Genomic DNA, 25,536 nt, shown 5'->3' on the forward strand with positions numbered 1-25,536 from the left:
GTGAGGTCCCAGGTGGAGGAAGTGAGGAACTGCTGCAGTCCTTGGTGGTCGATGCCCAGGCGTTCGGCCATCGGCTGCATCGACTTGCGGCGGCCGTCCAGCAGCAGGCCCCGCAAGTAGGTCAGCCCTTTGGCCCGCTGATCCCGGCGGGTCAAAGGAGCGAACATCTCAGCGGCGAAGGACTCCAGTTGCCGGCGGACATGTGCGAGGTGCTCGGGGGTCACGCCCGCATCGCACCACTACCTACAGAAGCCGACCAGACACAACAGGCTGACCTAACAAAGCACTACTAGGACCGGGCCGCCAGCTGGTAGCCGGCCTGTTCCACCGCGGCCCGGACCTCCTCGTCGCTGAATCCCGCGCCGCTGACGGTGACCGCGCCGGTCGGCAGGTCGACGGCCACCCCTGTCACGCCGCCGACCTTGCCGATCTCCCCGGACACCGACGAGACGCAGTGGCCGCAGGTCATCCCGCTCACCGAATAGACCCTGCCCACCTGGCCGTCCGCCGCGCTCGCCTCAGCGGTCGCCGTGGTCTGGGCCGACTCCGTGCCGCACGCGCATGCCGTGCACATACCCGTCCTCCTTGTGTATTTACCCCTGGGGGGTACCTGTCGCGAGAGACCATAGCATACCCCCAGGGGGTGTAAACGTGGAGGAGCGCGCAACCGGCTTCAGGCGGGCATCACCTCGTGCACGACGTCTGTCGCGCCGTCCGCGACTCGCGCGACTCACGACGCAACCGACGATTCAGAGCTGACTGAAGTCAGGATTTCCTGTATCGTCAGGGCAATGGTCACCATCGCGTCCGACATCGACGTACTTGCCCGGTTCGGCCGTGCCCTGGCCGACCCGATCCGCTGCCGCATCCTGATCGCGCTTCGCGAGGCTCCGGCCCATCCGGCCGACCTGGCCGACCTGCTGGGCATCTCCCGCACCCGCCTGAGCAACCACCTGGCCTGCCTGCGCGACTGCGGCCTGGTCGTCGCCGTGCCCGTCGGGCGGCGCACCCGCTACGAACTGGCCGACGAGCGGCTCGGCCACGCGCTGGACGACCTGCGCACCGCGGTGATCGCGGTAGCCGCCGACCGCACCTGCGTGGACGCGGATGAGAAGGGGTGTTGCTGATGACCGCGATCTCCCTCGGCCCTACCCCGGCCCGCCGGGACGCGCTCCGGCGGCGCATCCGGCTGCTGGTGGCCGCCACCATCACCTACAACGTGATCGAGGCCGTCGTCGCCATCACCGCCGGCACCCTCGCCTCCTCGGCCGCACTGGTCGGATTCGGCCTGGACTCCGTCGTAGAGGTCGCCTCCGCCACCGCGGTGGCCTGGCAGTTCTCCGCTACCGACCACCAGGCACGGGAGAAGACCGCGCTGAGGATCATCGCGATCTCCTTCTTCGCGCTGGCCGCCTACGTCACCGTCGACGCCGCGCGCACCCTCCTGGGCGCCGGCGAGGCCGAGCACTCCACTCCCGGCCTGGTCCTGGCCGCCCTCTCACTGGTGATCATGCCGGTGCTGTCGTACGCCCAGCGTCGCGCCGGGCGCGAACTCGGCTCCGCCTCGGCGGTCGCCGACTCCAAGCAGACCCTGCTGTGCACCTACCTGTCGGCGGTGCTGCTCGCCGGGCTCGCCCTCAACAGCGCCTTCGGCTGGTCCTGGGCAGACCCCATCGCCGCCCTGGTCATCGCCGCCGTCGCGGTCAGGGAAGGCCGCGAAGCCTGGCGCGGGGACGCCTGCTGCGCCGCTCCCGCCCGCACGCCGTCCCCCTCGTCCGGTCAGTGCGGCGACCCGTGCTGCTCCCCTGCCCGGGACGACTCCCGGTGATCGGCGACTCGACGTCATCTCGCGTACGCCCCGCGCTTGTCGGTGCGCACCCACGCGCAAAGGGGTTGCATCCGGTACCGGAGTACAGGCTTACCGTCAGAGATGTGACACAGGACATCGCCCTTGACCAGGGATGGGCTCCCGCAGCATGCACCCTGCCCACTGCGGAGCAGCCGCTTCGGGTGGCCGAGTTCGACGCCTTGTTCGCCGAGGCGGTTCAGGCCGTGCGGCGCCCCGGACGCGAGCGGCTGCGGCTGGAGCTCGTCTTCAGCCCGGAGCACGCCGCCCGGGCTGCCGAGCTGACCGCGCGGGAGAACGGCTGCTGCTCCTTCTTCGCCTTCACCCTGACCATCGCGGACGGCGGCCTGACACTGGAGGTGGCGGTGCCGCCGGCGCACATCGAGGTGCTGGACGCGCTCCAGGCACGCGCCGTGTCGGCCGCACCGGGTCCTGGCGATCTGGGACCTGCCGAACCGGTATCCGCCGAACCGGGTCCTGCCGAACCGGGGTCTGCCGCATCGCGAGGATCGGTGTGAGGCAGGATCCCGACGGCCCCCACCTGCGCAGCGGGCAGGTGGCCAGGCGGGCCGGGGTCAACCCGCAGACATTGCGTTACTACGAGCGTCGCGGACTGATCGCCGAACCGGCGCGCAGTCCCGGCGGGCACCGCGCCTACCCGCCGGAGACGGTCACCCTGCTGACCGTCATCAAGGCCGCCCAGCGGCTCGGCTTCACCCTGGACGAGGTCGCCGAGCTGATCGACGCCGGCAGGCGCGGTCATCCCACTCCCGACCTGCGTGCCCGCGCCCAGGCCAAGATCGCCGAGGTGGACGCGCGCATCGCCGACCTCACCACCATCCGCACCGCGCTCACCCAGGTGGTCACCGCGGGCTGCGACAGCCTGACGAACTGCACCTGTCCCGACTGCCCGCTGCCGTACGCCGGCCTGGCCACCGACCGCCCCCGCTCGGGGGACCGGCCTTCGTGAGCACCCACCCCGACCATCGCTGAGCGCCCGAACCGCGGCGCGGAGGGCGCCCCGGAGACCCATCGACCGCTGCCATGCGCTGTACTACCGGCCATGACGGTCATCCGCTCCCTGCTGCTCTTCGTCCTGGCCGCCCTCGCCGAGATCGGCGGAGCGTGGCTGGTCTGGCAAGGCGTACGCGAGCAGCGTGGCCTGCTGTGGATCGGCGGCGGCGTGATCGCGCTGGGCCTGTACGGGCTGGTCGCCACGTTCCAGCCCGACGCGAACTTCGGCCGCATCCTGGCCGCCTACGGCGGCGTCTTCGTCGCCGGGTCCCTGGTCTGGGGCATGGTCGTCGACGGGTTCCGGCCCGACCGCTGGGACGTCATCGGCGCGCTCGTCTGCCTGGCCGGCGTGCTGGTCATCATGTACGCGCCACGTGGCTGACCGAGCAAGCCGGGTGGATCAATCGACTCAGCGCCGACGTTCAACCGGTCGTCGCAGCACCGCTGCTCAGCAGCGAGAGATGCTCGCCGAAAGCAAGCGTGCTGAGCCCAGGGGGGGCAGCGCGGGCAGCGGGGGCAGCCCCCATGTCACCCCTGAGGCGGGCGACCTGGAAGGAGCTTGATCCGGAGGCGGGCAGCTGACAACCGATCTTGCCCGTACCGCGTCTCTTGTAGACCCCTACGTCACATCAGGAGCCGGCGTTGCGTATCCATACGGTGGTCTCGGTCGTCTTTGCGGGTTGGCTGGCGCTGGCGAGCCAGCCGGCTCTCGCCGCCCCGCTCAGCATGGAGCGAAGCCTGCGCGTGGCTGCCGAGATCGTTGAGTACGAGTGCACCACCGATGGCGACAAGCAGGACGTCAAGGTCAACGTCGAGCTGACCCTGCCGGACAACGCCACCGCAGGGCAGCAGATGTCGATCGGCTGGAGCGGAACTTACGTCACCGGCAGCGAACTGCGGGCGCCCGCCGCCGGACTGACCGGCGTCAAGCTGTACGCCTACGCGGCCCTCACCGGGATCGAGGACCTCACGTCCGCCACCGGCGTGAGCGAACCCCTGAACGTCACCGCCGGGCAGACCATCCCGCTGCCGGAGACCACGGTCAGCATGAAGACGACCTCGTCCAATGCGGGCACGGCGATGGTGCGGCCGGCCGCCATCAACATCGGTCCCTCACCCACCGCACCGGTGATCGAGTGTGAAGTGCGGAGCCCGGCGGCCCTGACCACCTACACCCTGACCGTCGCCCAGAGCACCGGTCATACGAACACCTCTCCCACCCCGGATGGCAGCACCCCCAGCCCGAAGCCGACCCGGACCGTCACGACCACCGTGACCGCCGCCGCAGCGGACGAAGACGACCTTGACCAGGAGTTCACGGCGGACGACCAGGAGTTCACGGCGGAGCAGGAGGTGGACGCGACGCCAGTAGGCGGGGCTACGACCGGAGGCGGCGGCGAGGCCGGGACGGATGGGCGGATGTACGTGCTCACCGGCCTTGTCATCACCCTCGCCGCCTGCGCCGGACTCCTGCTACGCCGTCGCCCTCGGTCAGGATGAGCAGGACGCCGGGGTCCGGGGGTGCGTCAGCTGACCGGCTCCCGAGCACGGAACGAGTGCATCACAGTGGAGACGCCGTCCGACAGACCCGGTGTCTCCGAGCATCAGTCGTACGGGCTCGATCCTGACGGAGTGGAGTGAGGCGGAGAGGACGACCGGCCCGGGATCATCGTGGTCATCGCATGACGACGAGAGCTGTCTGCGTGACGATCGCGGAGCACCTGCTCGATCACGCCAACACCGAGGTCGCCGCCGGGCTGGCCCGGCCGCGTCGGCCGCGGTCGACGCCGCCACTCGGCCGACGGCCTTCGGCCCATCTCCGGATCTTGTTGACACGCTTGCGAGGCAACCGAGCAGGTCAGGGCGTGGGGGTGCTCGGTTGTTACCCTGAGCGGCGTGGACCGGATGGAGACGCGCGAGGTGGAGTACTTCGTCGCCGTCGCGGAGGAACTGCACTTCGGGCGGGCGGCCGAGCGGCTCGGCATCGCACAACCGCCGCTGTCGCGGACCATCGGCCGACTCGAACGCCGGCTCGGAGTGCGGCTGTTCGAGCGGACCAGCCGCCGCGTCGATCTGACCGACGCGGGCGGCGTCTTCTTGGCCGAGTGCCGCCGGGTGCTCGACGCGATGGACACGGCCGTGCGGCGGACCCGGCGTGCCGCCCAGCAGCAGCGATTGGTCGTCACCACCAGGCCGGGGACCGGGCCCGGGTTGCTCGCCGAGGTGGTGCGGGCGTACGAGCGACTGCCCGGCGCGGTGCCGGTCGAGGTGGTTTTCACCAACGACCAGCTCGGTGCGCTGCGCAGCGGCGCCGCGGACGTCGCGTTGATGTGCAGTCGCGGTGACCTTGGGGGGATGGCGACCGCCGATCTGGCCGAGGAGTCCTCGGTCGTGCTGCTGCCGCCCGACCATCGCCTGGCCAAGCGGTCCGCGGTGACCCTTGCCGAGCTGACCCGGGAGGACGCCTACCTCGAGTTCCCCCCGCCGGACCCCCTCGACAAGATCGTCGATCTGGTCTCCTTCGGCCGGTTGATCGTGGTCGTCGGGGCGAGTGTCACCAACCGGATCGGCGACAGCGTCGTGGCGGTGCCCGTCCCTGACGTCCCGGCGACCCGGCTCGTGCTGGCGTGGCCGGACGGCGGCCGGAACACGGCGGGGCCGCTGTTCGTCCGGACCGCGCAGGCGGTCGCCGCGGGCCGCGCCGCGCTGGACCGCGCCTTCTAGACGAGTCCGAAACCGAGCTGGGTCGCGCCTCCATCGGCGGCGAGCTCGACGCCCGTGATGTAGCTGCTCGCCGGAGAGGCGAGGAAGAGCACGGCCGCGGCCTGCTCCTCGGGCCGGGACAAGCGGCCCAGCGGGATCGGTGCCGCGTGATCCGCCCGCCACTTCTCCCGCGCCGCCGCGTCCAAGCCGGAGGCGTCAAGAGCGGCGTCCATCGCGGGTGTATCCGTGGCGCCGGGGGCCAGCGCGTTGACCCGGATGCCGCGCCCGCTCAGTTCGTTGGCCCAGGAACGGGCGAAGGACCGGACCGCGGCCTTGGACGCGGAGTAGACGCTCAGCCCCTTCTGCCCACTGGTGGAGGCCATCGAGGTGACCAGCACAATGGACGCGCCGTCGTTGAGCAACGGCAGCGCCTTCTGCACCGTGTAGACCGTGCCCTTCACATTGACGCCGAGGATCTTGTCCATGTGTTCGCCGGTGACGTCCGCCAGACCGACGAACTCGCCGAACCCGACGTTGGCCACCACGGCGTCGATCCGGTGGCCGTCCTCGGACACCTTGGCGTACAGCCGGTCCACGTCCTCGGGGTCGGTGACGTCGCTCCGTACGCCGACCGCGCCGTGGCCGATCTCGGCGACCGCGGCGTCCAGTTCCCCCTGTCTGCGGCCGGTGATATAGACGAGTGCGCCCTCCTCGGCGAAGCGTTGTGCCGTGGCGAGCCCGATCCCCGCGCTGCCGCCGGTGACGACCGCGACCCTGCCGGCGAGCTGTCCCATATGAACTCCTGCTGTTTGACCCGTTTCGAACACTTCGAGTTCACCACTGGGATCATGGAAGACCAATGATGACCCGGGTATCAGGCGATGCGTCCCAGGTATCGATGACCTGCTGCTTCGTTCAGGAGTGAGACTCGAAGACCGGGGTGAACGGCGGGGTCGCCGTCTTCGGCTTCGCCGGCTGACCGGCCACCGCTCACAGGGCCGGACCAGGACGACTGTCTGCGCGAATTGGTGATCTACAGGGTGCTCGTGCCCGTCCTCGTCCAGTGAACGGCCGCCGCTCCGGGAACTTCCCGCCGAAGGTCGACCGCGTACGGGGAACGGGCCCGGCTAGAGCGGACCGTCGTGGGCGATGAGGGCGAGTTGGACGCGATTGTCCAGGTTGGTCTTCGTGAGGATGCGGGAGATGTAGCTCTTGACCGTGCCGACGCTCATATGGAGCTCGGCGGCGATGTCCGCGTTGGACCTGCCCCGGCCGACCGCGGCGGCGACCTCACGCTCGCGGTCGCTGAGCCTGGACAGCAGCCTGCGTGCATCGTCGCGGCGGCGGTCCTCCGCCTCCGGAGCCAGGTGGGCGATCAGGCGCCGGGTCACGCCGGGCGACAGGATCGGCTCGCCCGCCGCGACCCGGAGGACCGCGTCCACGATGCCCTCCGGCGGGGTGTCCTTGAGCAGGAAACCGCTGGCCCCGGCGCGCAGCGCGCCGAAGACGTGCTCGTCGGCGTCGAACGTGGTGAGCATGATGATGTGGGGAGGGTCGGGCCGCCGCCGCAGCAGCCGGGTGGCGTCGATCCCGTTCAGGCCCGGCATGCGGATGTCCATGAGCACCACATCGGGCGCATGCGCGTCGACCGCGGCTCCGACGTCGGCGCCGTCGGCCACGCCGCCCACCACGACGAGCTCGTCGGCGCCCCTGAGCATCAGTGTCAGACCCGCCCTGACGAGCGGGTCGTCGTCCACGACCAGCACGCGGATGGCGCTCACACCGGCCATGGTAGCCAGACCGCCAGGCGGAACTCGCCTTCCCCAATCCCGGCCTGCTCCACCATGCCCTCCTCCACCCCGGCCTGCTCCACCCGGCCGCCCGCCAGCTCGGCCCGCTCCCGCATCCCGGCCAGGCCGGCGCCCTCCCCCCGGGGAGCACGCACCACGGGATTGCGCACCTCGATCGCGAGGCCCCGGTCCGGCCCGCCGTCCAGGCGGACGGTCACCGGCATACCCGGCGCGTGCTTCCTGGCGTTGGTGAGCCCCTCCTGGACGATCCGGTAGGCCGCCCGCGCCGTCGCGCCCGGCAGCTCGGGCAGGCGCACACCGCCGTCGCGCATCTCGACCTGCATACCCGCCCGCCGTACCTCCTCGACCAGACCGCCCAGGTCCAGCTCGGAAAGGACGGGCGCCTCGCGGAGCACCGAAATGACCTGGCGCAGCTCCTGGAGTGCGTGGTGCGCACTGGAGCGCACCACCGCGGCCGCCTCGACCACCTCCTCGGGGTCGGCCCGCGCGTTGAACTCCAGCGCCCCGGCGTGCAGCGCCAGCAGCGACAGCCGGTGCGCCAGCACGTCGTGCATCTCGCGGGCGATGGCCAGGCGTTCGGCGTGGCGGGCCTGCTCGACCCGCCGCCGCTGCTCCTCCTCGGCCCTGCGGACCCGCTCCGCCAGCGACAGCACCAGTTGGCGGCGGGCCCGCGCCAGCATCCCCCATCCGGTCAGCGCCACCCCGAACAGCACCGCGACCAGCGCCCACACCGGGTACGGCGCCAGCCCCGGCGGCCGCAACCAGAACCGGGCCAGCGTCGCGGCCACCCAGGCGGCGCCCACGCCGATCGCGACAACCGAGCGCCGGTACAGGGCGGCCATGAGCGTGGCGATGCCCGCCGCGACCGCCGCCGAGGCCGCAGGCACCGCCAGTGCCACGGCCACGAGCGCCATGGTGGCCGGCCACCGGCGCGACAGCCACAGCGCCCCGCACGCCGCCGCGCCGCCGGCCACGTCCACGGCCGGCCACCATCCGGAGGCCGCGCCGAAATCGTCTCGCACGACGACCGCCGCCGCGGCCAGCGCGCAGGCGACGCCTCCCACCCGGATCGCCCGGTCCCGCCGGGTCCTCGCCGGACCCGGCCGTACGTCTGCCGTCACGGACGCCCAGCGTAGTGACGGCGGGCCCGCCGGCGGCAGCAACCAAAGTCGACGCCGGGTTGTCACCTGGGTTGCCACGGCCAGGACCCGGGGCGGCAGACGTGGATGGTGTGCGCGGAACACGCTGGCCGCATGACCTCGAACAAGACGGGCGGCCGCCGGGCCGCGCTGCTCCTCGCGGTGATCACACCGCTCGTGGCCGAGTTCACCCTCGGCAACCCGCCGCTGCGCATGGCCTGGCTCCTGCTGCTGTGGATCCCGATATACGGCGCGGGCGTCGTCCTGGTACGCGAGCTGGTACGGCGGGCCGGGACGGGCTGGATCGGGGTGCTGCTGCTCGGCGCCGCCTACGGCATCGTCGAGGAGGGCCTGGCGCTGCAGGCGCTGAGCAGCCCCACGATCTACGGCGCCGCCGGGTGGGCGCCCCGGGTCCTGGGCCTGAACAGCGCCTACGCCGAGCTGCAGATTCCCTACCACGCGGTCTTCAGCGCCGCGATCCCGATCCTCCTCACCGACCTGATCGTCCCGTCCCTGCGCGACCGGCCCTACCTGGGCAGACTCGGCACCTGGCTGGCGGGGGCGGTCTTCGTGCTCGGCGCGCTGCTGCTGCGGGTCACGGTGGTGACGAGTATCGACCCCGGGTACGAGGCGCCGCCGGCGATCCTGGCGGGCTGTGCGGCCGCCGTGGTCCTGCTGACGGCGGCGGGGCTGCGGCTGAAGGTCCGCCAGGGCATGCCCTCGATCAGCCCGCCCGCGCCCGCGGCGGCCGGGGTGTTCGGCGCCGTCGCCGCCTTCGGCTACCTGGCCTTGCTGTTCCCCTTCGGCGGCGCGACCCAGCCCGCCTTCACCCACGGCGGGTGGGTGATCGTGCCCATGTCGGCCGCCGCCGTTCTGGCGGTCGCCGTCGCATGGCTCCTGCGCCGCTGGACGGCCGGCGGCCTGTGGACGGACCGGCACAGCCTCGCCCTGGCCTCCGGCGCCCTGATCGCCCACACCGCCTTCGCTCTGATCTCCAACACCGACACGGCGGCCGACCGCGCCGGCCTGGCGGCCGTCGGCGTGGTGATGGTGTGCCTGCTGGCGATGCTGGGCCGCCGCGTCACCGGCCTCGCCCACTCCCGATGAGACACGACGTGGACCACGTGGAGAAGGCGAAAGCACGCTAGATTGCCCACACCCAAGATCGGTCCGCTCACCCCCTGGATGTACGGCATGCACCCCCTCATCGTCGCCCTGGCCCTGGTGACCGCCGCCCCCGCCACCGCTCACGCCACCGCTCACGTCCGGGCGGCCGAACCCGATCCGATGGCGGGCCTGCAGTCCCTGCTCGCCCGCGGCGCCGGCGCGACGACCGAGTTCTACGGGAGCGCCTCCACGGATCTGACGCGACAGGTGCGGCTGAGCAACGGCAGGAGCACGTACATCGGGAGCGGCATGGAGCTGCGCGGCACCGGCAAGGTCAAGCTGGGGCGCGCCGGCGTCATCGCCTCGGAACACGTCCGGCGACTGAGCATCGGCAACAAGCAGCTGGTGGTGGACGAGGCGGCCAAGGATCCCTACTTCGCCGGCGTGCTCCGCACGGTGGGGACGCTGCGCACGGTCAGCGTGGGCGGCTGGCAGTACCAGCTCGCGCCGCGAGCGAAGGCCTGGACGCGCACCGGCCGCGCGAGCGGCGCCGCCGCCGCGTACGGCGACCAGTTCGTCAACGTCCTGGAGCCGGCCACGCTGCGCACGCTGCTGTCCACCAAGAGCCGCAAGAGCGTCGCACCCTGGGCCAAGGACCGCACCACCGGACGCAGGCAGCGGATCTACACCCTGACCGGGACGATCACGCTCAAGGAGCTCTACCGCGTGTCCCCCAGCTTCCGCGAGTCCGCGGGAACCTCGCACCTCGGCGCGTCCGAGGTGACATGGACGTACATGTACGACGACCGCGGGTGGCCCTACCGGGTCGGCTGGCGCTTCTACGCGCACCCCCGGCCGAAGGTCCCGGGACTCGGAGAGGACCGCATTCTCCGGGCGCACCTGGCCACGCAGTACCGGAGCTGGGACAGGCCGATGGCGATCACCGCGCCCAGGGCGACGCCGGGGCGGGGGCTGGAGGTCGACGACCTCAGCGACGTGCTGAGCGCTCCCGCGCGCCGCAGGTGAGGCAGTAGGCGGCCAGGCCGCCCCGGCGACAGGGCCGTGGGCCACGTGGTGGGCATCGAAGACCTGCCGGTCCGTTCGCGGCGAGCGCCTTTACGTAGTAGATCAATAACACCAGCCGTGGGTTGCGGTCCGGGGGCGCTATGGCCACTCCCCATGAGCCGAGTCCAGCCGCTGGTGGAGCAGGGCCTGCTGGGCCGGATTGGCGGTCAGGCCCAGCGCCCGCTCGTCACACAGCCGCGCCTGGCTCGTGTCGCCCAGCGCGCGCAGCAGTTCTGCTCGGGTCGCGTGCAGGAGCGGGTAGCGGGACAGGGCCTCCTCCAGGCCGGCCAGCTCCGCCAGCGCCGCCACGGGCCCCTTGACATAACGCAGGGCGACGGCCCGGTGCAGCCGGGCGACCGGCGAGGACGCCACGGCCAGGAGCATGTCGTACAACACGAGGATCTGCGCCCAGTCGGTGTGCTCGAAGTCGGCGGCCTCGGCGTGACAGGCCACGATCGCGGCCTGCAACTGGTAGGGCCCCGGCCGGCGATGGGCCCTGGCGGTACGCGTCAGCAACGCGGTCGCGTCGGCGATCGCGGCATGGTCCCACCGGCCGCGGTCCTGCTCGGCGAGCGGCACCAGACGCCCATGAGAGTCGAAGCGGGCCGCGCCGCGCGCCCGATGGAGCCGGATCAACGCGAGCAGCCCGGCCACCTCCGGCTCACTCGGCATGAGGACGGCCAGGAGCCCGGCCAGCCACTCGGCGTCGTCGGCAAGGTCCCGCGCTTCGGCCCGATCGCCGGCGCTGGACAGATAGCCCTCGTTGAACAGCAGGTAGACGACCGCGAGCACGGCCTCCAGCCGCTCGGGCAGCTCCTCGACGGCCGGAATCCGGTAGGGGATGCCCGCTTCGGCGATCTTTCGTTTGGCGCGGGTGAGCCGCTGGGCCACCGTGGTCTCCGGCACGACGAAGGCGGCGGCGATCTGCGCGGTGCTCAGCCCGCACACCACCCGCAGGGTCAACGCGATCCGGGCGTGCGGCGACAGCGCCGGATGGCAGCACGTGAAGACCAGCCGCAGCCGGTCGTCGCTCTCCCCCGGCTGGGGCCATCGCAGCCGGGCCAGCTTGGCACGGTAGTTCGTCTCCCGCCGCAGCACGTCGAGGCCGCGGCGGCGGGCCACGGTGAACAGCCAGGCGTCCGGCCGGTCCGGCACCCCCTCGACCGGCCAGCGGCGCAGCGCGGTCTCCACGGCGTCCTGCACCAGGTCCTCGGCGGCGGAGAAGTCGCCCAGCAGCGGCACCAGGCACGCCGCGAGGCGGCCCGCGTGCTCACGCACCACGCGGGCCAGCACCTCACGGCTCCCCCGGTCGCCGTCCGGTTCGCTCATGCGACCGGGCGGATCTCCACGATCGGGCACGCCGGCCAGGACCTGGCCATCTTCAGCGCCTCGTCCAGATCGGCCACCTCCACCTCGGCGTAGCCGCTGACCACCTCCTTGCCCTCGACGAACGGCCCGTCGGTGACGACGGGCTCGCCGCCGCCGAGACGTACGGTGGTCGCGGTGTGCGCGGGCGCCAGATGCATGTGATGCGTGATCCTGCCGGAGTTCTCGGCGAACCAGCGGACCACCGCCTCGTAGGCGGCCTCGCGCTCCAGCCCGTCCATCGCCTCCAGCCGCTTGGCGAAATCCTCCGTCTCGACGAACATCAGCACGTACTTCACGGTTGACTCTCTTCCTTCGATCGGCGTTCAACAGGAAGACGAATGAGCACCCGCCTCATACGACACCCGCCTCACAAACACCCGGGCGGCCCGACTTTGCCGGCGCGGCCGGATCAGGCGCTCAGCACCTTGCGGAGCAGCTCGCCGAACTCGGCGGGGTGCGTGCTGAGCCCCGTGTGCCCGCCGGGGAAGTGGACCAGCTCCACACCGAACCGTTCGGCGAGGAAGGCGGCGGGACGGTAGGGCAGTTCGCCCTGTGAGTCCGCTCCGGCGGCGAGCACGAGCCGGTCCGACAGGGCCTCCAGACGATCCACATCCGGCGCGTAGGCCATGAAGCTCGGCACGATGCGCCCGAGGAAGTAGGGCATGTCGGCCATCGTCCGCTCCACCCGTGCCGCCGCCTGCGGGGGGAGTTCGGTGACCGCCTTGGCATCGGCAGGATCGGCGCCGGGCCGCCGCATGCCGGCCGCGAACACGGCCGCCGCGGGCATCAGCCCCTCCCGGCGGAACGTGTCCTGAACGCGAGCGAGCAGCGCGCGATGCTCGGCGGCGTCCGGCAGCACCTCCACCAGCGGCGGCTCGTGCGCCACGACGCGTTCGATCCGCTCGGGACAGGTGGTGAGCAGGTGCAGCGCGACGATCGCGCCCGAGCTGCAGCCGGCCACGCGCGCGGGCGCGTCCGGGGACAGCAGCTCAAGCAGCCGGAACGCGTCGTCGGCATGCTGTTCGACCCGTTGCGGGGCTTCCGGGTCGTCCAGCGGGCTGCGGGACAGGCCGCGCGGGTCGTAGGACACCACCGTGTAGTCGGCGGCCAGGGCGTCGGCGACGCCGTCGAAGGACGCCGCGCCGCCCGTGCCGCCGGGGATCAGCAGCAGGAGCGGGCCCTTTCCGCGCACCTCGTAGCGCAGGGTGGCGCCGTCCACCCGCAGGTGGCCCATGGCCGGGCTGGTCATGTCGGTTCTCCTTCACCATGCGTGGGCCAGTGCTCAAGGAGGGTGTGCAGGGCGTCGAGACAGCGGACCCAGGTGTCCTCCGCCGGGCGGGCGTGCGCGAACCCGCCCGCGGCCTCCAGGCTGGTGAAGCCGTGGAGCGTGCTGCGCATCAGCCGGACCGCGTCGGTCAGGTCGGGTTCCCGCAGCGCGTAGGCGCGCAGCATGCTGTAGGTCAGCTCGACGGCACGCCGTGGCCCGGCGGCCCGGGCCACGAGCTCGGGGTCGATCTGAATCGGGATCTGCGTCGCGGTGTATCGGCCCGGATGGTCGTGGGCGTACTGCCGCCAGGCGTTGGCGTACGCCACCAGCGCGTCCCTTCCGGCCCGCCCCGCGGTCGCCTCCGCGATGCGGACGGTCTTCTCGTCGGCCGCCAGCAGCGCGATCCGCCCGCGCAGGTCCTCCAGGCTGCGGACGTGCGCGTACAGGCTGGCGTCCTTCACCCCGAGTCGTCGCGCCACCGCCGACATGGTCACGTGTTCGAGCCCGACCTCGTCCGCCAGCTCGGCGCCGGCGAGCGTCACCCGGTCCGCGGTCAACCCGGCCCGCGCCATGGGCATACCGCCCTTCTCCGTCTGAAGCACTGTGACCATTCCTAGGAGCATTCCTAGAACCCCTAGGCTCTTCCTTGGGATCCAAGGATGCCTCAGGCCGGGCGAGGAGCGCAAGCGGTTACCGCGGTGACGACGCGGACGACGCGGACGGCAGGGCGCCAGGGGCGGCCGGGGCCGGTTATCCTCCCGACGCGCCCGCCGTGCGCAGGGTCGCTCACGCCTCCGCCGGCGAACCGACGACGGCACCCCCGAGAGCGGCGCCCCCGAGACCGGTGCCCCCAGGATCGGCGGCCCCGCTCAGCTGGAAGTCGGCCGCCTGGCGGGTGAACAGGCGGGCGTACTCGCCGTCGAGGGCCATCAGCTCGTCATGGGTGCCCTGTTCGGCCACCTGCCCGTCGGCGAGGACGACGATGTGGTCCGCCCCGCGCACCGTGTTGAGACGGTGCGAGATGAGGAGGCTCGTACGGCCGCCGCGGTGGTCGCGGAGCCGCTGGTGGACGGCGTGTTCGGCCTCGGGGTCGAGCCCCGAGCTGGGCTCGTCGAGGATGAGCAGGTCGGCGGTGTCCGCGCGGAGGAGGGCGCGGGCGAGGGCGACGCGCTGCCACTGCCCCCCGGACAGGAGCACGCCCCGGCCGGAGTCCTCGCCCTGCTCGGCGGCGAAGAACCGCGACAGCATGGTGTCGTAGCCGCGGGGAAGGCTCGCCAGCGTGTCGTGGACGTCCGCCCGGCGGGCCGCCTCGTGGATCCGCTCCGGCCGGTCGAGGGAGCCGACGTCGCCGACCGCGACGTTCTCGGCCGCGGTGAGGTCGTAGGCCACGTAGTCCTGGAACACGGCTCCGATCCGGCGGCGCAGGTCGTCGACGCGCAGCTCGCGCAGGTCGGCGTCGTCCCAGCGGACGCTGCCACGCTCGGGGTCGTAGAGGCGGCACAGGAGCTTGACGACGGTGCTCTTGCCCGCACCGTTCAGGCCGACCAGGGCCACGCTCCGCCCGTGGGGGATGGTCAGGTTCAGGCCGCGCAGCACGTACGGATGGCCGGGGTCGTACCGGAACCACACGTCGCGCAGTTCGATGCCATGCCGCAGCGGCGGCGTGTCGCCGCCGGTGGCGGGTTCCGGCAGGTCGGGTCCGATGGTGACGACGTGGGCGTAGTGGCCGGCCAGGACGAGTGCCTCGTTCAGGTGGGCCAGCTGGATCACCACGCCGGACAGGGAGGCCTGGGTGCCGGCGAGGGCGGCGGTGAGGACGGCCAGGTCGCCGATGCCGGCCTGGCCCCCCGCTATCCGGGAGACCAGCACGATCAGCGCGGCGCCCGCGATGACCGTGCTGAGGGCGGTGAGCGCCCCGTTGTGCCGGACGGCCGTCAGGTCCATCCGGCGCTCCGCCCGCTGCTCGGCGGCCAGTTCGCCCAGCATGCGCCCCCGCAGGAAGCCTCCGATGCCGAACAGCCGGATCTCCTTGGCGGCCTGATGGTCGAGCATCAGCGTCTGGTAGAACATCCGGCGGCGTTCCGCGGGGGCCATCTCCAGGCGGAGAAACGCCCGGCGGCGGCCGAGCCTGAGCTGGACGATCAGTTCGGGCACGGCGGCCGCGGCCACGACGCCGGCGAGGAGCGGGCTGAGCGTGGCGAGCGCGCCCAGGAGCCCGGCGATGGTGATGCCGCCGCGCGCCGCTCCGAGCGCCGACTCGGTGACGAGTTGCGGGGCGGTCTGGGCGGACTGCTGGGCCAGTTGGAGCCGATTGTGGAAATCCGGGTTCTCCAGCCTGGTCAGCCCCTGCATCCGGCACACCGCGGTGAACAGTTCGTCGCCGGTGCGCCACGCGATGCGGCGCTGCTGCTCCCGCTGGACCCACCCGGACAGGTGGGGCAGCAGCGCGGTCAGGGCGCCGAGCACGGCCATCGCGGCGGCGAGCGGTGTCGTCGAGGGGCCCGATCCGGCGGTCAGGCGATCGATCAGCAGTTTGGTGAGCCACGTGATCGCGACGGGGGATGCGCCGGTCAGAACCGCCATGGCGAGCTGGGACAGAGCGAGAACCGGTCCGGCCCGCCAGACGAGCGCCAGGGTGAGCCGCAGCGGCCCGAGTCGTGACCTCACGCCGGTCAGACCGGGGACGGCGCGGCCGTCGGCAGCTCCGGCTTCAGGCTGCTCCCGGCGACGGTCCCGTCGGGGCCGACCAGGAAGAACGACGGGAAGGCCCTGACCTCGAACGCCTCCGCCATCGCGCCGCCCTCGCCCTCCACGACGACGCTCACGTCACCGGTCAGGGCGGCGAGCAGCTCGGCGGGTCTCCTCTCGCCCTCCACCACCACCGCCAGGACTCGTACGCCGTCGGCGGCGGCGTCACGGGCGGTCGTGACGAAGACGGGCGCCTTCGGCAGGCAGTGCGGGCAGTCGGTGCTGAAGAACCCGACGAGGGTGCGCTCGCCCACGAAGTCGTCCGCGGTGACCTTCGTGTCCGAGACCGTGAGCGCGGAGAAGGCCGGGACCTCGGCGCCCACGGCGAGCCCGGGGTTTCCGGGCACTGCCCCGGCGAGGGAATCCTTGGTGATTTTCCGGAGTCGTCTGATGACCGCGCCGGTAAGGAGCAGATTCACCAGGACGAGCCCGCCGAGCAGGACGACGGCGGCGACCAGGACGGCCATGGGCGTTCCCTTCGAGGGGTCAGCGGAGGAGGTGGAGCAGGTCGTCGAGGAGCACGACGGCGCCGACGGCGACCGAGGCCCCGACCAGGCAGAGGACGGCGGCGGGCGGCGCGACGGGTGTGCCGCCCGCGGCGGACGTCGCGGCGGCCCCGGCCACCGCGCACGCGGCGAGAACGGCGTTGCGCGCCACGTGCCGGCGGTTGACCGGCTCATCGGAGCCGCCGAAGCATCGGCAGGCGGCGGTCGTTCCGCGCCGCAGCGCCGTCACCAGGACCGCGGCGAACCCGAGGAGCAGGCCCCCGGCGAGCAGGAGACCTGCCCTGCCGTCGCCGTCGAGGCCGGGCGCCGCCAGCATGACGACGGTCCCGGCCTCGACGGCGACGACCACCACGGCGGCGGGCGTCCCGAGACCCGTGGGAAGGCCGCCGAGCCGCCGCACCGCCGTGGTGAACTCGCCGAAGGCCCGCCGCGTGCGCAGCTTCGTGAGGACGGAGACCAGGAAGACCCCCGTCAGCACGAGCCGGACGGTCAGCACGGCGTAGACCATTGGACGTGCCGGCCGGTGTCAGCAGTAGCCGATGTTCTGCCAGGCGCCGCCGCAACTGCTCCGCCAGTAGGTGATGCAGAGGAAGCCGGTCGGGTTGGGGTAGCAGTCCTTGTAGCGGTTGCAGCCACCAGTCGGCCAGTATTCGAAACAGTTGTCGGCCTGGGCTTCGGCGCCGGGGAGGAGCTTTTCGAGCAGCCGGTCTCCCAGGCGGTTCAGCGTGCGGATCATCGTTTCTCCCTTTGCTGGGTTCGGGCGTGGTAGGCCGCCCGCCCTGTGAGGATGCTCCGCGCGGCCTTCGCCGCGGTTGCGCGCCGGGTGCGCGCCAGTTGCCCGAACGCGCCGCGACGCCGTGAGCACACCGCAGGCGCCGCGCAACCGTCGCGCAGGCCGGGCCCGGCACAATCGCGATCGCCTGACCAGGCCGGAAGGTTGATCATGCAACACGTCGTGATTGCGCTGCTGTCGCTGGCCGCGGTCGCCGGGGCGGTCGCCGCCCGGCGACGCTTCGTCGTGGTACGGGTGGCCGGGACGAGCATGGTTCCGACGTACCAGCCGGGAGATCGGGTGCTCATACGACGCGGCGGGCGGGCGGTCCCGCGGCGCGGCCAGGTGGTGGTCTTCCGGCGCCTGCAGCCGGGCGGCGCCGCCTCTTCGGGACGCGCGTCCGGACTGCGCCGTACGGAGTGGCTGATCAAGCGGGTCGCCGCGATGCCGGGCGACAGGGTGCCCGACCAGGTCGCGCCGGGCGTGCACGCCGCGCCGGGCGACGTGGTCCCGGCCGGCCGGCTGGTGGTCCTCGGCGACGGCCCGACCAGCCGGGACTCGCGGCACTGGGGCTACCTGCCGGTGAGCGAGGTGCTGGGCGTCGTCATCCGCAGGTTGTCCTGATCGGGCGGAGCCCCGTCCACGCCCGCCGCCCGCTCCATGGCCGCCGCTCCGCCCATGCCCACCGCCCCGTCCACGCCGGCCGCCCCGCCCATGCCTGCCGCCCGGTCCATGCCTGCCGCTGCCGTCGCGGCGGCCTCGGTGGTGTTGCCGAGCCGCTGGAACAGCCGGTGGGCCGCCGTCCAGGACCGGGTGGCCGCCGCCTGGTCGCCGCGGTCGCGCTGGGCCCGGCCGAGGGCCCTCAGCGCGAGCGCCTGCTCGTGCAGGTCGTGCAGCCCGCGCGCCACGCGCACCGCGTCGCCGAGCGTGCGCACCGCCTGGTCGGCCCGGCCGCCGAGACGCTGCGACTCGCCCAGGACGCGGAGCCCGGCGGCCCGTCCGGACGGGACCGCGAACTCCTCGAACACGGCCAGTGCCCGCTCGATCTGCTTCGCCACGTCCGAAGCCACGTCCGAAGCCACTTCCGCAGTCACGTCCCAGGCCACGTCCGAAGCCGCGTTCCGGCGCCCGAGCCGAAGGCGCAGATCGCCGAGGGCGAGCAGCAGATACGCCTCCGACAGCCGGTCCCCGCGCCGCCGGCAGATCTGCAGGCCCTCCCAGAGGTGACGGGAGACGCGCCTGCCCGTGGCATGGTCGCGGCAGGCGGCGGCCATCTCCCGCAGGGCGAGGGTCCTGGCCACGAGACTGTTCCCGCCGATCGCCAGGCGGAGCGCCCGGTCCGCGCAGGCGAGCGCGTCCTCGTGGAGCCCCTGCTCCCGATCGATGACGGCGCGGACGTACCAGAGGCGGCTCAGAGCGGCCTCGTCACCGATCTCCTCGGCCACGGCCATGGCCTCGTCCGCCACCGCGCGGGCCTGATCGGGGTCGCCCCCGCGCCACAGCGCGAACGCCCGCACGCACAGCAGGTCGAGCGCGCCGTGCCGGTCCCCCGCCGCGCCGAACGCCGCGAGCGCCGCCTCGATCGCGTCCGGCGCGACGCCGCGCCGCGGCCCCACGCCGACCATGAACAGGTGGCCGAGGCCGAGCGTCAGCACCGCCTCGCCCCACTGGTCGCCGCCCAGTGCGCACGCCCGCAGCGCCAGCTCGTGCGAGGACGCCCAGTCTCGGTAGTGGCCGCGGAAGGCGTAGTAGCCGGCCGCGCGGGCCGACAGTTCCCAGGCCGCCTCGACCAGACCGAGCCGGCAGGCCTGCGCCACCCCCACCAGAAGCGTCGGCCGCTCGCTGTCGAACCAGGCCGTCGGATCACCGACCAGGGCCCTGGTGGTGGCGGGGTGGGCGTACCAGCGGGGGGCCGCGCCGCGGATGACGGAGGCCCTCTGCTCCGGCAGTCCGCTGTCCGCCGTCTCCGCCAGTGCGAGCAACGCGCCGAGAACGCGCGTGACGGCCCTGTCCCGCTCGCCGGCGGTCTCCTCCAGCTCGGCGCGTTCCCGCGCGTAGAGCCGGGCCAACTCGGGGAGGCGGTAGCGGAACCGCCCGTTGCCGTCGCTGCCCTCGCAGCTCAGGAGCTGGGCGTCGACGAGCAGCTCGGCGTACGTCTCGGCTTCGCGCACCGTCACGTCGAGGGCCGCCGCGAGCATCCAGGCGGCGAAGGAGGGGACGTCGAGCAGGCCGAGCATCCGCAGCGCCCGCCGGGTGGTCTCGCCGAGCCTGTCGTAGTCGGCGGCCAGCCCCGCCCGGACCGACAGGTCTCCGAGGGCGAGGCCGTCCAGGCGCCGCCGCTCCGCCCGCAGGCGATCCGCGAGGTGGTCGAGCCGCCAGTGCTCGCGCAGCGCCAGTTTCGCCCCGGCGATCCGTATCGCCAGGGGCAGGTGACCGCAGAGCCGGACGATCTCGGCGGCGACCGTGGGCCGCGCCGCCACCCGAACCGGCCCCGCGATCCGCCCGAGCAGCTCCGTCGCGCACGCCGGGTCGAACGGGCCGACGCGTACGGAGCGGGCGCTCAACCCGGCGACCCCGCGCCTGCTCGTCACCAGCACGGCGCAGCCCGCACCACCCGGCAGGAGCGGCCTGACCTGCTCCTCGCCCGCGGCGTCGTCCAGCACGACCAGCACGCGACGATCGGCCAGCACGGTGCGCAACAGCGTCCCGCGTTCCTCGGCTTCGTCCGGCACCGCCCGCGCGTCCACCCCGAGGGCGATCAAAAACCGCGCCAGCGCCTCGGCCGGTTCGACCGGCCGAGGGCGGGTCCCGCGCAGGTCGATGTAGAGCAGGCCGTCGGTGAACGTCTCCCGCAGGCGGTGGGCGACGTGGACCGCGAGCGTCGTCTTGCCGGTGCCCGCACCGCCGTACAGCGTGACGATCGGCGTCGCGGCGGTGTGTCCGTCCGCGCCGGTGAGCCACAGCCGCAGTGACTCCACCGTGTCCCGGCGTCCGGTGAAGTCCGTTATGTCCGGTGGCAGCTGACACGGCACGGTCGTCGCGGGCCCCGTCCGCCCCTCATCGGTCCGCCCCTCATCGGTCCGCCCCTCACCGGCCCACCCCTCACCGGCCCACCCCTCACCCGTCCGCCCGTTACCAATCCGCCCTTTGCCAATCCACCCCTCACCGATCCAGGCCGCGTCCGCCCGGCCCTCCGCGTCTCCCCCGGCATCGTCCCCGGCCGTGTCTCCCCCGATGTCTCCTGTGGTGTCTTCCACGGTTTCGTCCAGGGTGTCTTCCACGGTGCTCCGGGCTTCGAGGTACGCGGCGCGCTCGTCCGCGCAGGCCGTCTCCGGCCCGAGGATCTCGCCGGCGAACGGACCGCTCACCTCGTCCCGCAGGATCGCCTCGTGCACCCGTCGCAGCAACCGGCCGGGTTCCACGCCGAGTTCCTCGCCGAGCACGGTCCGCGTCCGCTGGTAGAGCCGCAACGCCTCGGCCTGGCGCCCGGCCCGGCTGAGGGCCAGCATCAGGCACGCGTGCAGCCGCTCCCGGTACGGATGCAGCTCGGCCATCTCGGTCAGGCCCGTGACCAGCTCCGCGTGGCGGCCCCGGGCCAGGTCGACGACGGCCAGCTCCTCACAGGTCAGCAGCCGTTCCTCTTCAAGCCGCCGGGCCTCGTCGGCCACCATCGCCACGTCCCCGACGTCGGCGTAGGCGGGGCCCCGCCACAGGCCGAGCGCACGCTCGAACAGCATGCCCGCCTTCGCCAGGTCCGCGGTCCTCCCGGCGGCCCGCCCCGCCGCCGTGAGCTCCCGGAACCGCAGCACGTCCAGCTCCGGCGGCAGCACGGTGACGGCGTAACCACCGGCGCAGTGGTGGACGACGCGGTCGCGCTCGCCCAGCGCCCGCCGCAACCGCAGCACGTATATCTGCAAGGTCTTGTGCGCGCTGCGGGGCGGCGTGCTCCCCCACAGGGCCTCGATCAGCGCCGCCACCGCCACCGGCCTGCCCGGCGTGCACAGCAGGGCCGCCAGCAGGCGGCGCAGCATCGCCGCGCCCAGCGGAACGGGCACCCCGTCGCGGCTCGCCCGCAGCGGCCCGAGAACGTCGAACTCGAACACCGTCACCCCTCGCGAGGCCGGTCACCGGCGCGAGCCTTCGATCGGCCGGGGCGCCCGCCGCCTCCTCCCCGGCCATGCCCTCCCCCGGCGGCCTCCGTCGCATGGTCACCTTCTCTTCGCGTACGTCTGCGGGCGCGGCCGAGCTTCGGAGACGCCGGTATATGCGTCGTATAGGCCCTGGTGGCGCGATCACGGGCGCGGTGCGCAAGACGTACGTGTCGCGCATCCTCACCAAGCTCGGCCTGCGTGACCGCGTGCAGGCCGTCGTCTACGCCTACCGCAGGGGCCTGGTGACCTGATGCGCGGGTGAGAGCGCCTGTCGGCACGGTACGGCCAGGGCAAGAGTGTGGGCGTGTGCCCGCGCTCGGCGACCTCGCTGTCCCGGGCTCCCCCGCCTGCCAGTCCTGCGACCGGCTCCTCACCGGCACCTCTGCTGGCGAACCGATTCGAGAACAAGACCGTGAGCTGGATGTTCGGTGCCCAACCCGAAGAATCTCCGCAGATTTAGGCGTCGGACACGTGTTCTTCATCCACGGGACACATGTGATTGACACGCCTTGCCGCCTAAATTTACCCTGTCTGCGAATCGATTCGATGCGTCGCCTGCTTCGAGACCGCCCTTTGCTTCACCCGACCGACAGACGGCAACACCCCAGGTTCCAGGACAGCGCCACGGCTCGTCCCGGGACCCCCCACCCCCCCGTCGAAGGAGTCACGAGTGAACACCACCTTCAGTTGGCGGCGAAGTCGCCGCCGCGGTCTGGCCGCCTTCTTCTCCGCCGCGGCGATCGTCGCCGCGTCCGTCGTCGCGACCGCCGCACCGGCCCAGGCCGCCGACGAGTCCATCTCCGTCAACTTCTCAGCCGCGGGCGGTTCTCCGACCTACCGAGCGTCGGGGTGGATCTACGGCATGACCGAGAACGCGGCCAACCCCCCGAGCAACTACTTCACCGACGTGAAGTTCCGGTACATGCGCGCCGGCGGCGCCCAGCTCGACTCCCCGGGCGGCTGGGTGTCGGGCAAGTACGACCGCCGGTGGAACGCCACCCGCGCCCAGCTGCTGCGCACCCGGTCGCTGGGCGGCGAGTTCATCCTGCTCGTTCATGACCTGTGGGGCGCGGACGGCTACCCGATCTCGCGCTTCCCGGGCGACAACGGCAACTGGACCGACTACGACAACTTCCTCACCCGCCTGATCGCCGACGTCCAGGCCACCGGCGCCCCGGTCCAGTGGGACCTGTGGAACGAGCCCAACATCACCCTGTTCTGGAACCGCCCCCAATCGCAGTACTTCGAGATGTGGAAACGCGCCTACCAGCGCATCCGCGCCGCGTTCCCCTCCCAACTGATCGTGGGCCCCAGCTTCGCGGGCGTGCCGTCCACCGGCGGCTGGTGGACGCAGTACCTCGACTACGTCAAGGCGAACAACGTCGTGCCCGACATCGTCAGCTGGCACTCCCTGCCCGGCGACCCGGTGGCCAACGTCGCGACCGCCGACACCACGCTGAACTCCCGCGGCATCGCCCACCCCCGCCCCTACCAGATCAACGAGTACGGCGCCTCCAACGAGCAGAACCCCGCCGACGGCGCCTGGTACATCGCGCGGCTGGAGCGGGCCGGGGCCGACGGCCTGCGCGCCAACTGGGCGGGCGGGAACAACCTGCACAACGACCTGGGCAACCTCCTCGTCCACAACTCCTCCGGCCAGTACCAGCCCAAGGGCGAATGGTGGGTCTACCGGTTCTACGGCTCGCAGACCGGACAGATCGCCTCCGTCACCCCCAGCTCCAACTACGACGCCTTCGCCACCAAGGCGAGCGGGAACGCGAAGATCCTCGTCGGCGGCGGCCGCACCACCGGCAACGTCGCCGTCAACCTGCAGCGCCTGGACACCACCAGCGGCATCGTGCAGAACAACCAGGTCCGCGTCCTCGTCGAGCGCATCCCCTACAACGGCGGCGGCGCGGTCCAGGGACCGGTCACCGTCCAGGACACCGTGGCGACCCTGTCCGGCAACGGCACCACGGTCAACCTTCCGCACACCGCCGTCGACGACACCTTCACCATCACACTCCTGCCACCCGGGAGCGGCGGAGGGTCGGCGTCGGCGTTCCGCAACGTCAACGCCGGCCGCTGCCTCGACGTGCCGAACGTGTCGCAGACGAACGGCACGCAACTCAGCCTGTGGGACTGCAACGGCCAGAACAACCAGCAGTGGACCTACACCTCCTCCCGGCAGCTGCAGGTGTACGGCACCAAGTGCCTCGACGCCGAGGCCGCCGGAACCGCGAACGGCACCCGGGCGATCATCTGGGACTGCAACGGTCAGGCCAACCAGCAGTGGAACGTCAACGCCGACGGCACCGTCACCGGCGTGCAGTCCGGCCTGTGCCTGGAGGCGAGCAACTTCGGCACCGCGAACGGCACGAAGGTCCAGCTGTGGGCCTGCACCGGCACCACCAGTCAGAAATGGACCCGGAGCTGACCGGGTGACCGCCGACGCCGGTTCGCTTCGCCCATGACCGCCACGCCGGTCGGACGTGCGTCACACGTCCGACCGGCGTCCGGCCGCACGGGCACCGGGGGCGCGGACCTCTCCGCCGCGAGTCGAACCGGTTCGCGGGGACCGAAACCCACCGACCGTGCACGTCACCGGGGTCGCGCGGACCGTCGCATGCGTCGCGATCGTCATTCCATGCGCTCGATTCGACTTACGATGTGCATATCGGTCGGACCAGGTGAGGAGCGCCGGTGAACATCGGGGAGATCGCCAAGCGGTCGGGCGTGGCGCGCAGCACCGTCTCGTACGCGCTGAGCGGCAAGCGTCCCGTGTCGGAGGAGACCCGCCGGCGCATCCAAGCGGTCATCGACGAACTGGGCTACCGGCCCAACGCCGCCGCCAAGGCGCTCAAGGAGGGCCGGACCCACACCATCGGCCTGGTCATCCCTCCCGCCAGCCGGCGCCTGACCGACATGCAGCTCGGCTTCGTGGCCAGCGTCGTCGACGCCGCCGCACACGCCGACCTGGACGTCCTGTTGTCGCCGTCCGGCGGCGAGCACGACCGATCCTTCGAGCGCGTGGTCGGCGGCAGACGCGTGGACGGCGTCATCGTCATGGAGATACGGCTTGAGGACGACCGGGTCACCCGCCTGCGGCAGGCCGGGCTGCCCTTCGTCGGCATCGGCCGCACCAGCCGCCCGGAGGAGATGTCCTGGGTGGACATCGACTACGAGAAGCTGATCGCCAACTGTGTGCATCACCTGGCCGACCTCGGCCATCGCCACATCGCGCTGATCAACCGCTCGGAGGAGCTGGTGGCGGCCGGGTACGGCCCAGGCCACCGCGCCCAGGCCGGTTTCACCCGCGCGATGGCGGAGCGTCGTCTCGACGGCGTGCAGACGTGCTGCGCCGACGACGCCCAATCGGGGGTCTCCTGCGTCGAGCGGCTCCTCGACGAACGCCCCGACCTGACCGCGATCGCCACCCTCAACGAGGCCGCCACCCCCGGGATGTACCACGCGCTCGCCCAGGCGGGCCTGGTCGTGCCGCGCGACTTCTCCATCGCCGGCGTCTCCGCGCGCCACTGGGCGGAGAACCTGCACCCCCCGCTCACGGCCGCCGACGTCCCGGCGGACGAGCTCGGCGCCCGCGCCGTCGAGATGCTCATCCGGCTGATCGCCGATCCCACCACCCCGCACGGCCATCTCCTGGTCGCGCCGCCCATCTCGCTGCGCGGCACCACCGGACCCGCCCGTGCCAGGGATGACCGTTCCTGACGGCTGTACGCGTTCCCGCGCCCGCCACGCCATCCCGGCGGCCCCCGCCTCCCGCCTGCCTCGCCACCGCCACCGGCCCCCGTCTGCCCCGCCACCGCCACCAGCCCCGCCACCGCGACCGTCTCCTGCCCCGGCCCCGGCCCCCGGTCCGGAGACGACCGCCGGAGACGACCCTCCCGGCCGGAGACGACCCTTCGGGTGGCCGGTCGGATGACCGCCACGAAACGTGCCCGGGCCGAGAGCGGCCCGTTTCCCTGATCCTCCCGGCGACTCCGGCCCTGAGCTGGTGTTTCTTCCGACCCTTCGGCTG

The 25,536-nt window shown here is 72.5% G+C and carries 26 protein-coding genes and 1 pseudogene; 13 read left to right on the top strand and 14 right to left on the bottom strand.

Annotated elements, in window-relative coordinates:
• A partial coding sequence (locus tag ACGFIB_RS33645) for a transposase (RefSeq protein WP_393377259.1) occupies positions 1-224 on the bottom strand: 224 nt, incomplete at its 3' end.
• Between the two features lie 65 nt (positions 225-289).
• Entirely contained in the window at positions 290-574 is a 285-nt protein-coding gene (locus ACGFIB_RS33650) for a heavy-metal-associated domain-containing protein (RefSeq protein WP_357266975.1), read from the bottom strand.
• A gap of 217 nt (positions 575-791) precedes the next feature.
• Here ACGFIB_RS33650 and ACGFIB_RS33655 point away from each other — a divergent pair, with 217 nt between their 5' ends.
• The 7 genes from ACGFIB_RS33655 (at position 792) to ACGFIB_RS33685 (ending at position 5,584) form a co-directional block, all read left to right on the top strand.
• Positions 792-1,127: an ArsR/SmtB family transcription factor gene (locus ACGFIB_RS33655; RefSeq protein WP_142575836.1), complete on the top strand. Its 336-nt coding sequence runs from the start codon at positions 792-794 to the stop codon at positions 1,125-1,127.
• Entirely contained in the window at positions 1,127-1,828 is a 702-nt protein-coding gene (locus ACGFIB_RS33660) for a cation transporter (RefSeq protein WP_393377262.1), read from the top strand. The genes ACGFIB_RS33655 and ACGFIB_RS33660 overlap by 1 nt, the downstream gene beginning before the upstream one ends.
• 104 nt (positions 1,829-1,932) lie before the next feature.
• Positions 1,933-2,364 carry a hypothetical protein gene (locus tag ACGFIB_RS33665; protein WP_393377264.1) on the top strand — a complete coding sequence of 144 codons (432 nt, stop codon included), beginning with the start codon at positions 1,933-1,935 and terminating at the stop codon, positions 2,362-2,364.
• Positions 2,361-2,816: a MerR family transcriptional regulator gene (locus tag ACGFIB_RS33670; protein ID WP_393377267.1), complete on the top strand. Its 456-nt coding sequence runs from the start codon at positions 2,361-2,363 to the stop codon at positions 2,814-2,816. Before ACGFIB_RS33665 ends, ACGFIB_RS33670 begins: the two co-directional genes overlap by 4 nt.
• Positions 2,817-2,909: 93 nt before the next feature.
• Positions 2,910-3,242 (top strand): YnfA family protein, encoded by a 333-nt coding sequence (locus ACGFIB_RS33675; RefSeq protein ID WP_191053260.1) that lies wholly within the window; start codon positions 2,910-2,912, stop codon positions 3,240-3,242.
• Positions 3,243-3,502: 260 nt separating this feature from the next.
• Entirely contained in the window at positions 3,503-4,360 is an 858-nt protein-coding gene (locus tag ACGFIB_RS33680) for a hypothetical protein (RefSeq protein WP_393377269.1), read from the top strand.
• A gap of 405 nt (positions 4,361-4,765) precedes the next feature.
• A complete protein-coding gene (locus ACGFIB_RS33685; protein ID WP_393377381.1) occupies positions 4,766-5,584 on the top strand; it encodes a LysR family transcriptional regulator in 819 nt (272 codons plus the stop codon).
• Here the strand turns inward: ACGFIB_RS33685 and ACGFIB_RS33690 are convergent.
• The 3 genes from ACGFIB_RS33690 to ACGFIB_RS33700 form a co-directional block, all read right to left on the bottom strand.
• Positions 5,581-6,357, bottom strand: a complete 777-nt coding sequence (locus ACGFIB_RS33690; protein ID WP_357252368.1) for an SDR family NAD(P)-dependent oxidoreductase — start codon at positions 6,355-6,357, stop codon at positions 5,581-5,583. The genes ACGFIB_RS33685 and ACGFIB_RS33690 overlap by 4 nt on opposite strands.
• 333 nt (positions 6,358-6,690) lie before the next feature.
• On the bottom strand, positions 6,691-7,353 hold the full coding sequence (locus ACGFIB_RS33695; RefSeq protein WP_393377272.1) for a response regulator transcription factor: 663 nt from the start codon (positions 7,351-7,353) through the stop codon (positions 6,691-6,693).
• Positions 7,341-8,495 (bottom strand): histidine kinase, encoded by a 1,155-nt coding sequence (locus tag ACGFIB_RS33700; protein ID WP_393377275.1) that lies wholly within the window; start codon positions 8,493-8,495, stop codon positions 7,341-7,343. Before ACGFIB_RS33700 ends, ACGFIB_RS33695 begins: the two co-directional genes overlap by 13 nt.
• Before the next feature lie 132 nt (positions 8,496-8,627).
• On the opposite strand from ACGFIB_RS33700, the gene ACGFIB_RS33705 reads away from it, so the two are divergent.
• Both ACGFIB_RS33705 and ACGFIB_RS33710 read left to right on the top strand, forming a co-directional pair.
• On the top strand, positions 8,628-9,620 hold the full coding sequence (locus tag ACGFIB_RS33705) for a hypothetical protein (protein WP_357252360.1): 993 nt from the start codon (positions 8,628-8,630) through the stop codon (positions 9,618-9,620).
• 42 nt (positions 9,621-9,662) lie between these two features.
• Positions 9,663-10,646 carry a hypothetical protein gene (locus tag ACGFIB_RS33710; protein ID WP_357252357.1) on the top strand — a complete coding sequence of 328 codons (984 nt, stop codon included), beginning with the start codon at positions 9,663-9,665 and terminating at the stop codon, positions 10,644-10,646.
• 138 nt (positions 10,647-10,784) lie between these two features.
• On the opposite strand, the gene ACGFIB_RS33715 is transcribed toward ACGFIB_RS33710, so the two are convergent.
• From ACGFIB_RS33715 to ACGFIB_RS33750, 8 genes are all read right to left on the bottom strand, one after another.
• A complete protein-coding gene (locus ACGFIB_RS33715) occupies positions 10,785-12,014 on the bottom strand; it encodes an RNA polymerase sigma factor (protein ID WP_393377278.1) in 1,230 nt (409 codons plus the stop codon).
• Positions 12,011-12,349, bottom strand: coding sequence for a YciI family protein (locus tag ACGFIB_RS33720; protein WP_357267004.1), 339 nt, complete (start codon positions 12,347-12,349; stop codon positions 12,011-12,013). Before ACGFIB_RS33720 ends, ACGFIB_RS33715 begins: the two co-directional genes overlap by 4 nt.
• 113 nt (positions 12,350-12,462) lie before the next feature.
• A complete protein-coding gene (locus ACGFIB_RS33725; RefSeq protein WP_393377280.1) occupies positions 12,463-13,302 on the bottom strand; it encodes an alpha/beta fold hydrolase in 840 nt (279 codons plus the stop codon).
• Complete coding sequence (locus tag ACGFIB_RS33730) at positions 13,299-13,892, bottom strand: TetR/AcrR family transcriptional regulator (RefSeq protein ID WP_142575876.1); 594 nt, start codon at positions 13,890-13,892, stop codon at positions 13,299-13,301. The genes ACGFIB_RS33725 and ACGFIB_RS33730 overlap by 4 nt, the downstream gene beginning before the upstream one ends.
• A 214-nt stretch (positions 13,893-14,106) precedes the next feature.
• A complete protein-coding gene (locus ACGFIB_RS33735) occupies positions 14,107-15,987 on the bottom strand; it encodes an ABC transporter ATP-binding protein (protein WP_393377282.1) in 1,881 nt (626 codons plus the stop codon).
• 5 nt (positions 15,988-15,992) lie between these two features.
• The gene (locus ACGFIB_RS33740) at positions 15,993-16,535 is read right to left on the bottom strand and encodes a TlpA family protein disulfide reductase (RefSeq protein WP_393377285.1); all 543 of its coding nucleotides are present in this window, start codon (positions 16,533-16,535) and stop codon (positions 15,993-15,995) included.
• Between the two features lie 19 nt (positions 16,536-16,554).
• Complete coding sequence (locus tag ACGFIB_RS33745) at positions 16,555-17,070, bottom strand: MauE/DoxX family redox-associated membrane protein (protein WP_393377287.1); 516 nt, start codon at positions 17,068-17,070, stop codon at positions 16,555-16,557.
• A 30-nt stretch (positions 17,071-17,100) separates the two neighbouring features.
• A complete protein-coding gene (locus tag ACGFIB_RS33750) occupies positions 17,101-17,310 on the bottom strand; it encodes a hypothetical protein (protein ID WP_167748496.1) in 210 nt (69 codons plus the stop codon).
• A gap of 207 nt (positions 17,311-17,517) precedes the next feature.
• Between ACGFIB_RS33750 and ACGFIB_RS33755 the strand changes: the two genes are divergently transcribed.
• Complete coding sequence (locus ACGFIB_RS33755; protein WP_393377289.1) at positions 17,518-17,970, top strand: S26 family signal peptidase; 453 nt, start codon at positions 17,518-17,520, stop codon at positions 17,968-17,970.
• Here the strand turns inward: ACGFIB_RS33755 and ACGFIB_RS33760 are convergent.
• Positions 17,919-21,449 (bottom strand): AfsR/SARP family transcriptional regulator, encoded by a 3,531-nt coding sequence (locus ACGFIB_RS33760; protein WP_393377292.1) that lies wholly within the window; start codon positions 21,447-21,449, stop codon positions 17,919-17,921. The two genes, ACGFIB_RS33755 and ACGFIB_RS33760, sit on opposite strands and share 52 nt — an antisense overlap.
• A 206-nt stretch (positions 21,450-21,655) precedes the next feature.
• Between ACGFIB_RS33760 and ACGFIB_RS33765 the strand changes: the two are divergent.
• The 3 genes and pseudogenes from ACGFIB_RS33765 to ACGFIB_RS33775 form a co-directional block, all read left to right on the top strand.
• Positions 21,656-21,748 (top strand): annotated as a pseudogene (locus ACGFIB_RS33765) (DNA-binding response regulator); the annotation flags it as partial.
• A 419-nt stretch (positions 21,749-22,167) separates the two neighbouring features.
• Positions 22,168-23,934, top strand: coding sequence for a ricin-type beta-trefoil lectin domain protein (locus tag ACGFIB_RS33770; RefSeq protein ID WP_393377295.1), 1,767 nt, complete (start codon positions 22,168-22,170; stop codon positions 23,932-23,934).
• Between the two features lie 266 nt (positions 23,935-24,200).
• The gene (locus tag ACGFIB_RS33775; RefSeq protein ID WP_142575817.1) at positions 24,201-25,226 is read left to right on the top strand and encodes a LacI family DNA-binding transcriptional regulator; all 1,026 of its coding nucleotides are present in this window, start codon (positions 24,201-24,203) and stop codon (positions 25,224-25,226) included.
• The last annotated feature ends 310 nt before the right edge of the window (positions 25,227-25,536 follow it).

The sequence above is a fragment of the Microbispora bryophytorum genome, from assembly GCF_043197435.1.
Lineage (GTDB): Bacteria > Actinomycetota > Actinomycetes > Streptosporangiales > Streptosporangiaceae > Microbispora > Microbispora bryophytorum.

Coding starts and splice junctions, on each gene's coding strand:
- ACGFIB_RS33675 (WP_191053260.1), top strand. CDS start 2,910: ATGACGGTCATCCGCTCCCTGCTGCTCTTCGTCCTGGCCGCCCTCGCC.
- ACGFIB_RS33715 (WP_393377278.1), bottom strand. CDS start 12,014: ATGAGCGAACCGGACGGCGACCGGGGGAGCCGTGAGGTGCTGGCCCGC.
- ACGFIB_RS33705 (WP_357252360.1), top strand. CDS start 8,628: ATGACCTCGAACAAGACGGGCGGCCGCCGGGCCGCGCTGCTCCTCGCG.
- ACGFIB_RS33755 (WP_393377289.1), top strand. CDS start 17,518: ATGCAACACGTCGTGATTGCGCTGCTGTCGCTGGCCGCGGTCGCCGGG.
- ACGFIB_RS33695 (WP_393377272.1), bottom strand. CDS start 7,353: ATGGCCGGTGTGAGCGCCATCCGCGTGCTGGTCGTGGACGACGACCCG.
- ACGFIB_RS33660 (WP_393377262.1), top strand. CDS start 1,127: ATGACCGCGATCTCCCTCGGCCCTACCCCGGCCCGCCGGGACGCGCTC.
- ACGFIB_RS33650 (WP_357266975.1), bottom strand. CDS start 574: ATGTGCACGGCATGCGCGTGCGGCACGGAGTCGGCCCAGACCACGGCG.
- ACGFIB_RS33655 (WP_142575836.1), top strand. CDS start 792: ATGGTCACCATCGCGTCCGACATCGACGTACTTGCCCGGTTCGGCCGT.
- ACGFIB_RS33740 (WP_393377285.1), bottom strand. CDS start 16,535: ATGGCCGTCCTGGTCGCCGCCGTCGTCCTGCTCGGCGGGCTCGTCCTG.
- ACGFIB_RS33690 (WP_357252368.1), bottom strand. CDS start 6,357: ATGGGACAGCTCGCCGGCAGGGTCGCGGTCGTCACCGGCGGCAGCGCG.
- ACGFIB_RS33730 (WP_142575876.1), bottom strand. CDS start 13,892: ATGGCGCGGGCCGGGTTGACCGCGGACCGGGTGACGCTCGCCGGCGCC.
- ACGFIB_RS33725 (WP_393377280.1), bottom strand. CDS start 13,302: ATGACCAGCCCGGCCATGGGCCACCTGCGGGTGGACGGCGCCACCCTG.
- ACGFIB_RS33750 (WP_167748496.1), bottom strand. CDS start 17,310: ATGATCCGCACGCTGAACCGCCTGGGAGACCGGCTGCTCGAAAAGCTC.
- ACGFIB_RS33685 (WP_393377381.1), top strand. CDS start 4,766: ATGGAGACGCGCGAGGTGGAGTACTTCGTCGCCGTCGCGGAGGAACTG.